Raw genomic sequence first — 12,021 nt, forward strand, 5'->3', positions numbered from 1 at the left:
ATAACCAAGGATTTGATTGCTCTTTCTGCTAAATTATTAGAAAAAAACGAATGACCATCTTGTAAGACCGTTTTTAAAGTGTTTTCATACTTGAGACTGTAGGCAACGGCTCGACCTAGTTTTGAACCAGACAAAACAGCCTGCTCACGACACCAGTCGAAGAACTCATCCATCAAGGGAGCTAACNCTATCTGGCGTTTATGCAGACGCTCTTCAGTAGAGAGGTCAACCCAGTCATTCTCCAAGGCAAACAGCTGGTCGCAATACCTTAATCCCTTAGCTCCTAAAGAGGTCTTGTCTGCCTTCTTAGGGGTCGCCTCGAAGAATCTCCGTCTCACATGTGCCCAACAACCAACCAACTCAGCTTGTACTAACTGTCTATAGGCAGACCACATGTCACAATGGATATAGCCATTATAGTCTCCAAGAAACTCCTTCACAACTAAGCCACTTCGGCGCTTATCATGATGATAGAGGGGAATCCCTTGTTCTTCATGCTTGCCAGATAAGAAGGTCTGAAAAGGCAACCCTTTTCTGTATAAAATTTATAAAGTGCTTTTTGTTAAGCGATAACTCGCTTGGTCATGTGGGTTGGTAATTGAGGCTAGCTCAAATCCTGACATTGCAGAAACCACAGCGACATCTATCATTGGCGAATCTGGAAACTTTCTTACCAAGGAACACATTACCAAACGTGGCAATCCTTATGCGAGAAAGATTCTTTCCAAATGCATTCATTACATTGCCTCAGCGAGTCATACCAATCCTTGTCATATCGCTGATTTTTACGAGCAATGAAAAAGGCAATCACAAAATAAGGTGTTTTTTTGGCATGTCCTTATGACACTATCAAACCACGAAAAAAACAGTACAGTTACACTGCTTTTACTACTGGCTTAAAAGATAAAGTCACTCTAAAGCCCTGATAGAATTGACAAATGGTAGAAAAGTCCTACAAGTTAACAAGCCACTTCTACTTTAGCATAAAGAAAAAGTAGTGAGTACTCTCCCCCATCGGAGATTTCTTCACTACTAATCTTAAGATGTTTATCTGTACTGAAAAAGCACCCCTGCGGTGGGGGTTATTCACTACAGAAATTATAGAGCTATTATAATATAAAAAAGGAATGTCAAAACGTTCATTTTTTTGTTTATCTAACTAAAAAAATGATAGAAAGATGAAATAAACATGGTATAATATAAATGATAAGAAAGGAGAGAATTTATGAAGAGTTTTGGTTCAAAGGTAAAAGCCTTAAGGAAAGAAAAAGGAATGTCGCAGGAGGAGTTGTGTGAAGATCAGTCAGAATTATCGGTTCGACAGTTGATAAGAATAGAGGGTGGAAAGACAGCTCCATCATTATCTAAAATGCAATTTATTGCAAAAAGATTGAACGTGCCATTACCCAGTTTAGTAGATAGTGAAGATGTTGAGTTACCTTTCCGTTATAAAGAATTAAAATATCTTATAATGCGAACACCTACTTATAGACAGGAACAGCAGGTTCGTCAAATTAATGAATATTTTAATGAAATTCACTCGGAGTTTTTTGAAAATCTACCTGAGGATGAAAAAGTTGCTATTGAGGTGCTACAAACATCTATGGATATCCATTTGGATGAGGATGTGAATTTTGGTGGTGAATTAGTTGAGGAATCCTTTCAACAAATCCAATTAAAGAAAAAATATGAATTGAATGACCTCTTAATTATTCGTCTCTATTTTTTCTATATTTATTTCAGTAACTTTCAAGATGATTTGTTTGAATTATCAATTGTAAAACAGTTGTGTGAACATTTGAAAAAGCAAGCACAATTTACTTATCCAAGCGATTTGTTTCTGTTAAGGGATATTCTTTTGCAAGCTATAACAATATTAATAGAGCTTGAAGAGTATGAAGAGGCTGGTGACATTATCAATCGAACTCGAGAGATTATAAAGATGACTCAAGACTACCAGAAGCAACCTATTTTAGATATGATGGAATGGAAATTGATTTTGGCATATCATAATAACAGGAGAGCAGCTGAAGCCAAATATAATGAGGCTCTTTTATTTTCTAGGGTAGTGGGGAATCAACATTTAGAAGAACAGTTAATTATTGAATGGAAAAAAGATTCACTTTAGTGTGATATACTCCCCTTATAGTGATTTATTATTTTTTCACTATAAGGGGAGTTTTCGTATATTCAAAAGAACGCCATCAATCATTGAGTAGCCTGATAAGACAGTTCGATGTCACTCAAGGTACTTATCCAAGAATAGGTTCGTGAGTACAACATGGTGGTATCAATAATCTTAAATAACGCTGATCCTGCAAGAAATATAGTCAAGAGTTGAAAGAACAAGTTGTGCAATATTATAGCAAATGGGTCTACGCTCAATTTTTGAAAAATATGACATTTCTTTTAAAGATATTCTCCAAAGGTTTATACTAGTGATGAAATATTAAAAGTCACTAGCAAAAGGAGTGAGCTGCACCCCAAAAGTTAGACACAAAATCTAACGATTGGGGTGTTTTTTTTTGTGAAGTTAAGTTATGATGGCAAAGATGTTATCGTAACTGTCTAATAACGAGGTGCCTATCAAGCAGTGATTGAGATTTCACAGCTAGTTCTATGGTGTACCGATGTGACTTTCTTAGGAAGCAAGCCTTATTTGAGTGCTGTCAAGAACCGTTATGACGGTTCTATTGTAGCTTATCACATCAGTAGTAAGCATAATATGACAATCCACTTGTTATGGAGAATCTGAGAAAGACTATGATCTATGATCAATCTACGTGTAAGACCACTTATTCATAGTGACCGCAGTTCACAATATAGCTCACGAGACTAGCGCAGGATGACAACGCAATATCAGATGACATGGTACATGTCATGAGTCGGCATTGACAATGCCCTAATTGAGAGTTGCTTAATCTTTTACTATTTCATTGTCCACTTGACGGGGAAGTAGTTCAAGTATTAAAGTGACTTTTTTGTCATGTTCTTTCTTTTTGTATTTGGATAAACTAAGACCATAAACAAAAAGGAGATTAACAATGTTTACAATTATTTTTTCACTTATTTCATGTTTTGGAGTTGCATCAGGTTGGTGGCTTGGGTAATTCCGTTTATACCCCACCCATTCATGCTAAACGCATGAAGAAAAATTCGTTTTCAGATAACATATTTTAATAAAAAACCATATTTTTATGATAAAATTTTGTTATAATAGCGATGAAAATGTGAGAATCCCTATGTGATAATGTAAATTTTGTAAAAACGTTTTGAAAAGATGCATGTAATCAGAAAGTGATTTCATGCATTTTCTTCATACACGCATCATGTCACACATTACTTTTCTGTATTTTCCTGTTTACTTTTCTGTTATAATGTTACTAAGGAGTTTCTTATGAAAAAAGTTTGTTTTGTTTGTCTTGGTAATATTTGTCGCAGCCCCATGGCTGAGTTTGTGATGAAGGAGCTAGCCGATGCGGATTGGCAGATTGAGAGTCGTGCAACATCTTCCTGGGAACATGGTAATCTTATTCATAGAGGTACTCAAGCCATTCTTAAGGAAAAAGGCTATGCCTATGATACCTCCAAAACGTCTCAGCAAGTGACCCTAGACGATTTGATTTATTTTGATGCCATTATTGGTATGGATGAGCAGAATGTTGCGGATTTACGTCAGCTTTCTGCGGGACGCTTTGACAACAAAATTCATCTCTTCTGTGATGGCGGTGTGCCAGACCCTTGGTACACAGGAGATTTTGAAGAGACCCATAACCTTGTCCGTAAAGGTTGTCAAACTTGGTTGGAAGAATTATCCTAAACGAAGAAAGAATATTATGAAACAGCTCATCGAAGATATTAAAAAAATAAAATTGACAAGAGCGACGATTGAACTCCTAACCGTTGCCTTTATTATTATTCTAAGTCTAAGTGTCTTTTTGATCCCTCTAAAACACAAGGGAACTTTGACGTATGATAATCATAAAATCACTTATAATGGTGATGTGGCTAATAACAGAATGAACGGTCAAGGTAAGCTAACCTATGATAACGGGGATACTTATCAAGGTCAGTTTAAAAATGGCGTCTTTAATGGACAAGGTACCTATACGGCGGCTAAAGGTTGGTCCTATTCGGGCGAGTTTAAAAAAGGTCAGGCTGATGGGCAAGGTGCTTTGAAGACGAATTCTGGAAAAACCTACAAAGGCGAGTTTAAACAAGGAATTTATCAAAAATGAGAATAAAATGGTTTTCGCTAGTCCGAGTGACTGGTCTCTTATTAGTCCTTTTGTACCACTTCTTTAAGGTGCAATTCCCAGGTGGCTTTATCGGGGTTGATGTTTTCTTCACCTTCTCTGGTTTCTTAATCACAGCCCTCGTGATTGACGAATACAGTCGGTCTGAAGCCTTTGATATTATTGGCTTTCTAAAACGCCGTTTCTATCGTATCGTACCTCCTTTGGCTTTGATGGTTTTAGTAACTATTCCCTTTACGTTTTTAGTTAAGCCAGATTTTATCGCTGACATCGGTAAACAAGCAGCAGCGGCGCTCGGTTTTACGACCAATTTCTACGAGATTTTTACAGGAAGCAGTTACGAAAGTCAGTTTATCCCCCATCTCTTTGTTCATACTTGGAGTTTGGCTATTGAAATGCATTTCTATATTATCTGGGCCTTGGTGGTCTGGTTGCTTTCAAAACGCAATCTGACACCAACTAAGTTTAGAGGAATGATTTTCTTGGTCTCATCAGTCCTTTTTGGAATAGGCTTTTTGAGCATGTTTATCAGATCCTTTTTCACGGATAACCTTTCGCTTATTTATTACTCGACCATTAGTCATAGTTTTGCTTTCTATCTGGGAGCAATCTTTGCGACCCTGTCTGGGATTTCAGAAGTTACCCATCGCTTCAAACGAAACAGTCAACTCTGGTCGCTTAATCGTGTCATTGCCTATATGGCGGGGAGTTTTTTCCTCTTATTACTTCTAACTTTCGCTCTGGATTTTAATAATATCTTAACCTTCCTCTTTGGTTTTATTTTGGCAACTCTCTTTGCTTCAACAATGATTTATTCAGCGCGTGTCCTACACGAGAAAACGCCAAATGCCAAAGAGCCAGTGATTATCACATTCTTTGCGGACATCAGTTACGGACTCTACCTATTCCACTGGCCCTTCTATGTGATTTTCAGCCAAATCGTTTCTAACTGGCTGGCAGTCGCTCTCACTATGTTTTTCTCTATCCTCTTTTCAACCCTCTCTTTCTATATTTTGGAGCCATTTATCGCTGGGAAAATCCCTCGCATTCTTGGTTTAGAAATAGATTTGAAACCTTACTGGAAAACTTTGGTCGGGATAGGAGCAGCTCTATCGTTTCTTCTAGTCATCGTCAGTGCGACAGCGCCAAAAGTTGGTAAATTTGAATCGGAGCTTTTGGTCAATTCACTAAAACAATCGCAAAATAGCTTGACACGATCATACATGGTCACTGCTGGAGATGTGGATGCCCTAAGTGACATTACCATCATTGGTGATTCGGTTGCCCTGCGTTCACAAAATGCCTTCAAGGAAATTATGCCTAAAGCGCAGTTAGATGCGGCTGTCAGCCGAAACTTTGAAGATGCTTTTGCCATCTTTGAAAATCAGGCGAAAACAGGCACCATGTCAAGTACAGTTGTTATCGCCATCGGTGTAAATTCAACAGATGGCTACGAAGCTAGAACTCAGAAATACGTCAAAGCCCTACCCAAGGGTCACCGATTGGTCTTTGTAACACCATACAATGCTAAAGCAATGAGTGATGTCAAAGCCGTAAGAGACTATGAAGTGAAGTTAGCTAAAAAATATAAATACGTTGAAGTTGCAGACTGGTACAAGGCAGCTGTCAATCATCCAGAAATCTGGGGTGATACTGATGGCGTTCATTACTCAGATGCCAACACAGAAGGTGCGAACCTCTATGTCAATACTATTCAAAAAGCTGTTGAAAAAGTTGCTAAACAACCTGCTAAAAAATAACTCTTATAAACAATGTCAATTCAGGTATTTTTCCATTTTGGCATTGTTTTTCTTTTGTTTAATAATGTTACTCAAGCAAAAGGCATGTCGCTTGATTTCCTAATGCAAAACAGCAATCAAAAGTAGCTTCTAGTCCAACTTCTATGAATAATTGATTTTATACCCAATGAAACTCAAATTAGACTACGCGACGCAGATAGCAGCTAGAACTGAAGTTTATTACCTCAAGTCAACAAGGTTTGAATGTGATTTGAAAAATGTAATTTTAAAAGAGTATTAAGTCAAAAAAATGCATGTTTTGGATGGCACTCTACAGTTTTTCAACCACTACACCAAGCGTTTTAAAGACGTGATCTCTGGGTGTTCGTGGCGCGCGAGCGAGGAGACTGCCAATGGCTAAAAACGTTACACCTTCATGACGTAGAAGAATGCGCTAGATAGATTTGTGATAGGAAAGTCTTATTTTTTATGCTTGCTTTAATTCGTTTCATTAAATTAGATGATAGGGTTAGTTTAGATTGAAGAAAAATCCATTTTGGATATTTTTGTTCAATCTTTTTCTTTGCATCCAAAAACAAAAAAACTGTCAAAAACATTGAAATAACAGCGATTCTAACAGTTTAATTTATGTTTATATCCCTGCAAGGTGTTTAAATTAACAAATCTTCAGAGGTTTGTCTACGTTTTGAGTTTCATAATACCTATGAAACATCTATTTTGTTTTTTGTTCAGTATAAATTCTGCTCTTCTAAATAAGTAAGATGGAGCTTTGATTCTGAAATTTGAGCTTGTTTAGAAAAATTTTGTAGAAAAGACTTGCAATATTTTGCTTCTGGGTTTATACTTAAAGTACAGGTTAGTTAGTTGAGTAATTAACCACAACACCAAACAGCTGTTTAACATAAAGAAGGTAGGTGTAGATGTGAATGAATCAGTACCCATTTACATGCAAATCTCACAAATGATTGAAGATGAGATTTTAAGTGGGCATTTTAAGGTTGATGACAAAGTTCCATCAACCAATGAATTTGCCAAAATGATGCAAGTCAATCCTGCAACAGCAGGTAAAGGGCTAAACGATTTAGTGGACCAGAATATTTTATACAAGAGAAGAGGGATGGGCATGTATGTCACTACAGAGGCGAGAGATTTGATTATTGCCAAGAGACGGCAGGCTTTTAGTCAGCAGATGCTCCCAGCCTTTCTACAGGAAGCTAAACGATTGGATATTTCACTGGATCGCTTAATAGAGATGATTAAGGAGGAGAAGGATGCTTAATTTAGAGAAGGTTACCAAAAAGTATGGTCGAAAAGTTGTTTTGCAAAACATTGATTTAGATTTTAAAGATCAATCAGGTGTTTACGGTTTGCTTGGTCGAAATGGCGTGGGTAAGACGACCATGATGAAGATTATCAACGACATGATTGCGTCATACGATGGCCGCATTAGCACTAGTTTTGACCTAGCTCACATTGTCTTTGTTACCAGTGCTGTGGCTGATAATAATACTATCTTCCAAGGTAAGATCACTAACTTGATGCGTTATTATGCGAGCATGTATCCTAACTTTAATGCTGATTATGCTAAGAATCTCCTAGCACGATTCAACCTCAATCCCAAGCTTAAAATCAAAAAATTATCAACTGGTAACAAAACCTTAGTTTATAATATTTTAGGGCTTGCGACGCGTGAAACAGTTACAGTTTTCGATGAACCAACCAATGGCTTAGACTCTGTAAACCGTCAGAAATTCTTCGATATTATGTTAGAGGATTACGCTCAACATCCTCGTCTCATTGTCTTATCAACCCACCTCATTCAAGAAGTCGAAAACTACTTAACGCATGTCATTATGCTTAAAGATACTTCTTTAATGATGGATGACGATATTGAAGAAATTCAAAAAAGAGCGGTCCGTATTAGCAATGCAACTCTTCCAAATAAACGTGTCATTCACCAGCGTCAGTTAGGTAGTATGACAGAAACTTATCTCTTTGATACGGTTACTGAAGAGGATATTCAAGAAGTAACTGGACAAGGTGGAAAAGTTGATTATTATGGCTTACAGACACTCTTTAACTACTTAGTGGAGGACTAATCATGAAACGAACATTAAAATTAAGAGGGATGCAACTTCTAGACCATTTAAAATTGACAGCGATGATTATGCTTGGTTTTGGTCTTATCGTAACTGCTTTTGCTGCTCTAACCTTCTTTGTTGGTGATAATAGCTCGTTTAATATGGAAAAGATTAGCTGGCTAAACGGCAGCTTGCAGGTAATCTCGGTTTTTCTATCGATTTGGTCATTCATCGTCTTTTTTGCTGACGGCATGTTGGACTTTGACTCAGCCTTGAGATTTGGCAATAAACGTAAGAACTACTTCATCATTAATTTCTTTGTTTACGCTATAATGATTGTAGCAGCGACCTTCCTTTCTTTAGTATCAAAAAGTGAGCATTTACCATCATGGCAAACTTTTTCATCAGAGTTCTGGGGAAATTTTGCTGGCTGTTTTATCATAGCAATCCTTGGTTTTGCCATTTACAAATGGGGCTGGAAAGTTCTTTTCGCTCTCTTTGGTATTCATTTTTTAAGTGGAATAGGTTTGGCAATCTTTAGTGTAGTGTTACGTGATAACTTGCCAAGGATACTTGAAGTTATTTCACAATTGCCAGATATTGTTTATAAAGGTATTGGAGCTCTTGCATTGTTAGCAGTCATTTCCATGTATTACTGGATTATTGCTAAAATTGAGATCAAATAACCCCCATTAATCATAACTCTTTCTAATCAATATTAGGAAGGGTTTTATTTTTGGAAACTTTTTAAACGCTGAAAATGTTGCTATTAAAGCATTTTAGACAACTATGGTCTTTTCAATTAACTTTGATATATCGTCACTTTCGACTTACCGTATTCATACTCTTCGAAAATCAAAAGCAGCCCTTGTTGACTTGATTTGATGAACATCAGTTTCAACTGCATCGGCGTTGCCTAGTCTGTTTTTTGATTTTTCATTGAGTATCAAGTACTGTCTGCGTCTTTTAGTTCCTTGTCTGAAAGTTAATGCATTTGACTATAACACGAAAAAACAAAAAAGATTGAAAAAAAGTTCACAAAAACTCTTTACAAGATTTTAATTTGTGATATAATTAACATGTAAAATTAATTGTGAAACTTTTAACAATAAAAGTTAACGTCTTTAAAGGAGTCTATTATGGTGACTAAAACAATTGAAGTAACAGAAAAAGCTCAAGTAACTGACACTCAAGTGATGATTGATCGTTTGGCAGATCAAGCGGTTGTAGCATTGGATGCTATGGCTGATTTCACACAAGAGCAAGTAGATCACATTGTTCATCAAGCTGCGATTGCTGCGCTTGATAAACACATGCTTTTAGCCAAAATGGCTGTTGATGAAACAGGTCGTGGTGTATACGAAGATAAAGCTATCAAAAACATGTACGCTTCAGAATACATCTGGAACTCTATTAAAGATAATAAAACGGTCGGTGTTATTGCAGAAGACAAGGAAGCAGGTCTTGTTTCTATTGCTGAACCTGTCGGCGTTATCTGTGGGGTAACACCTACAACAAACCCAACCTCAACAACAATCTTCAAAGCTCTTATTGCCTTGAAGACCCGTAATCCAATTGTCTTTGCTTTCCATCCATCAGCTCAACAATCATCAGCTGAAGCAGCTCGTATCGTTCGTGATGCAGCTATTGAGGCTGGGGCACCTGAAAACTGTGTGCAGTGGATTGATCAACCGTCAATTGAAGCAACAGGACTTTTGATGAATCATCCTAAGGTAGCAACTGTTCTTGCAACTGGTGGACCCGGCATGGTTAAAGCCGCTTACTCAACAGGGAAACCTGCTCTTGGGGTTGGTGCTGGTAACGTGCCAAGTTATATCGCAGCTGATGCTAAAATCAAACGTGCCGTTAACGACATTATCGTTTCAAAATCATTTGATAATGGTATGATTTGTGCTTCAGAACAAGCTGCTATTGTTGATGAAGAAGTATACGACGATGTAAAAGCAGAATTTGAAGCACATCAATGTGTGGTTATTTCTAAAAAAGCAGATCTCGAAAAACTCGAATCAGCAGTGCTTAACGAAGCAAAAACTGCTGTCAATGCTAAGATTGTTGGTAAATCAGCCGAAGAAATTGCCACATTAGCAGGATTAAAAGTGCCAAAAGGGACAAAAATCCTCCTTGCAGAAATCAAAGATGCAGGACCAGATTACCCATTGTCACGTGAAAAATTATCACCAGTTCTTGCGCTTATCAAATCAAAAGGTATCAAAGATGGATTTGCTAAAGCTGAAGCAATGCTCAACTTAGGCGGACTTGGTCACACAGCAGTTATCCATACAGAAGACGAAGACCTTCAAATCCAATACGGTATCCGCATGAAAGCTTGCCGTGTTCTTGTTAACTCACCATCAGCTGAAGGTGGTATCGGTAACATCTACAATGAAATGATTCCATCATTGACACTAGGATGTGGTTCATATGGACACAACTCAATTTCACACAACGTGGGGGCATTCGACTTGATTAACGTTAAGACACTGGCAAAACGTCGCAATAACATGCAATGGTTCAAATTGCCACCAAAAGTTTACTTTGAAAAAAACTCAATCACCTACCTTCGTCAAATCAAAGCTGAAAAAGTGATGTTGGTCTGTGACCCAGGTATGGTTCAATTTGGTTATGCAGATCTTGTTCGCAAACAATTGGAACTCAATCCAAATAATCCAAAAATTGAAATTTTCTCAGATGTTGAGCCGAACCCATCAACTAACACAGTTTATAAAGGGCTTGAAATCTTCAATCGTTTCCAACCTGATACCGTCATTGCACTTGGTGGTGGTTCAGCAATGGATGCTGCTAAAGCAATGTGGATGTTCTTTGAAAATCCAGATGTCAGCTTCTTTGGCGCAAAACAAAAATTCCTTGACATCCGTAAACGTACTTACAAGATTCCTTACGCAGAAAAAACAACCTTTATCTGTGTCCCAACCACATCTGGTACCGGATCAGAAGTAACACCATTTGCGGTTATCACTGATAGTGACGATCACACCAAATACCCACTTGCTGACTACGCTTTGACACCAGATATCGCTATTGTTGACCCATCTCTTGTTATGAGTGTGCCAGCTAGCGTTACAGCAGACACTGGTATGGATGTCTTGACCCATGCGATCGAATCATATGTGTCAGTTATGGCAAGTGACTACACTCGTGGTCTTTCTCTTCAAGCTATTAAATTGGTCTTTGAAAACCTTGAAACTTCTGTTAAAAAAGCAACTGAAGAGTCACGCGAAAAAATGCACAATGCCTCAACTATGGCTGGTATGGCCTTTGCCAACGCCTTCCTAGGTATTTGTCACTCAATCGCTCACAAAGTTGGTGGTGAATGGGGAATTCCACACGGACGTACAAACGCTATCTTGTTGCCACACATCATCCGCTACAATGCTAAAGATCCTCAAAAACATGCTATGTTCCCTAAATATGACTTCTTCCGCGCAGAAAAAGACTACGCAGATATTGCACGCTTTATGGGATTTGAAGGTAAAAATGACGCTGAGTTAGCTGAAGAACTTGCTCGTCGCGTTTACCAGCTTGGTAAAGCAGTTGGTATTGAGATGAGCTGGAAAGCACAAGGCGTTACAAAAGAACAATTGAAAGCTGATGCAGATCGACTTGCTGAAAAAGCATACGAAGATCAATGTACAACAGCTAACCCTAAAGAACCGCTAATTTCAGAACTTAAAGAAATTATCGAAATTGCTTATGATTACAAAGGTAAATAAAGGGCGATAAGATATGTCTGAAAAAGTTTATGGCTGCCTCGCAATTATCTGGGTGACATTATCCGGTAAAAATCTCCAATAAAATATAAAATACTTCCGAAATGTGCCAAATGAACGCGTTTCAGGTTGAAGAAAATTGTCCAAAATGGCCTTTTTCTTCAACCTTTTTAGT

8 protein-coding genes and 3 pseudogenes are annotated in these 12,021 nt (G+C 37.7%); 10 read left to right on the top strand and 1 reads right to left on the bottom strand.

What is annotated here, in order from left to right; translation table 11 throughout:
- Window positions 1-521: pseudogene (locus A3IA_RS11860) on the bottom strand (IS66 family transposase); the annotation flags it as partial.
- A gap of 88 nt (window positions 522-609) precedes the next feature.
- On the opposite strand from A3IA_RS11860, the pseudogene A3IA_RS12560 reads away from it, so the two are divergent.
- The 10 genes and pseudogenes from A3IA_RS12560 to adhE all read left to right on the top strand — a co-directional run.
- Window positions 610-795 (top strand): annotated as a pseudogene (locus tag A3IA_RS12560) (IS110 family transposase); the annotation flags it as partial.
- A 430-nt stretch (window positions 796-1,225) separates the two neighbouring features.
- On the top strand, window positions 1,226-2,128 hold the full coding sequence (locus A3IA_RS0104765) for a helix-turn-helix domain-containing protein (protein WP_018380202.1): 903 nt from the start codon (window positions 1,226-1,228) through the stop codon (window positions 2,126-2,128).
- A 492-nt stretch (window positions 2,129-2,620) separates the two neighbouring features.
- Window positions 2,621-2,881: pseudogene (locus A3IA_RS13670) on the top strand (DDE-type integrase/transposase/recombinase); the annotation flags it as partial.
- 516 nt (window positions 2,882-3,397) lie between these two features.
- Window positions 3,398-3,820 (top strand): low molecular weight protein-tyrosine-phosphatase, encoded by a 423-nt coding sequence (locus tag A3IA_RS0104770; protein WP_018380204.1) that lies wholly within the window; start codon window positions 3,398-3,400, stop codon window positions 3,818-3,820.
- Between the two features lie 16 nt (window positions 3,821-3,836).
- On the top strand, window positions 3,837-4,238 hold the full coding sequence (locus A3IA_RS0104775; protein WP_018380205.1) for an MORN repeat-containing protein: 402 nt from the start codon (window positions 3,837-3,839) through the stop codon (window positions 4,236-4,238).
- Complete coding sequence (locus A3IA_RS0104780) at window positions 4,235-6,016, top strand: acyltransferase family protein (protein WP_018380206.1); 1,782 nt, start codon at window positions 4,235-4,237, stop codon at window positions 6,014-6,016. The genes A3IA_RS0104775 and A3IA_RS0104780 overlap by 4 nt, the downstream gene beginning before the upstream one ends.
- Window positions 6,017-6,938: 922 nt before the next feature.
- Window positions 6,939-7,295: a GntR family transcriptional regulator gene (locus A3IA_RS0104785; protein ID WP_018380207.1), complete on the top strand. Its 357-nt coding sequence runs from the start codon at window positions 6,939-6,941 to the stop codon at window positions 7,293-7,295.
- Window positions 7,288-8,115 carry an ATP-binding cassette domain-containing protein gene (locus A3IA_RS0104790; protein WP_018380208.1) on the top strand — a complete coding sequence of 276 codons (828 nt, stop codon included), beginning with the start codon at window positions 7,288-7,290 and terminating at the stop codon, window positions 8,113-8,115. The genes A3IA_RS0104785 and A3IA_RS0104790 overlap by 8 nt, the downstream gene beginning before the upstream one ends.
- Before the next feature lie 2 nt (window positions 8,116-8,117).
- Complete coding sequence (locus A3IA_RS0104795; RefSeq protein ID WP_018380209.1) at window positions 8,118-8,783, top strand: hypothetical protein; 666 nt, start codon at window positions 8,118-8,120, stop codon at window positions 8,781-8,783.
- Window positions 8,784-9,236: 453 nt separating this feature from the next.
- Entirely contained in the window at window positions 9,237-11,849 is a 2,613-nt protein-coding gene (gene adhE, locus A3IA_RS0104800) for a bifunctional acetaldehyde-CoA/alcohol dehydrogenase (protein ID WP_018380210.1), read from the top strand.
- Window positions 11,850-12,021: the final 172 nt, after the last annotated feature.

Source organism: Streptococcus thoraltensis DSM 12221 (genome assembly GCF_000380145.1).
Classification (GTDB): Bacteria; Bacillota; Bacilli; order Lactobacillales; family Streptococcaceae; genus Streptococcus; species Streptococcus thoraltensis.

Excerpts from the sequence above, each read along its gene's own strand:
- A3IA_RS0104790 (WP_018380208.1), top strand. The coding sequence starts at position 7,288 with ATGCTTAATTTAGAGAAGGTTACCAAAAAGTATGGTCGAAAAGTTGTT.
- A3IA_RS0104765 (WP_018380202.1), top strand. The coding sequence starts at position 1,226 with ATGAAGAGTTTTGGTTCAAAGGTAAAAGCCTTAAGGAAAGAAAAAGGA.
- A3IA_RS0104770 (WP_018380204.1), top strand. The coding sequence starts at position 3,398 with ATGAAAAAAGTTTGTTTTGTTTGTCTTGGTAATATTTGTCGCAGCCCC.
- A3IA_RS0104780 (WP_018380206.1), top strand. The coding sequence starts at position 4,235 with ATGAGAATAAAATGGTTTTCGCTAGTCCGAGTGACTGGTCTCTTATTA.
- A3IA_RS0104795 (WP_018380209.1), top strand. The coding sequence starts at position 8,118 with ATGAAACGAACATTAAAATTAAGAGGGATGCAACTTCTAGACCATTTA.
- adhE (WP_018380210.1), top strand. The coding sequence starts at position 9,237 with ATGGTGACTAAAACAATTGAAGTAACAGAAAAAGCTCAAGTAACTGAC.
- A3IA_RS0104775 (WP_018380205.1), top strand. The coding sequence starts at position 3,837 with ATGAAACAGCTCATCGAAGATATTAAAAAAATAAAATTGACAAGAGCG.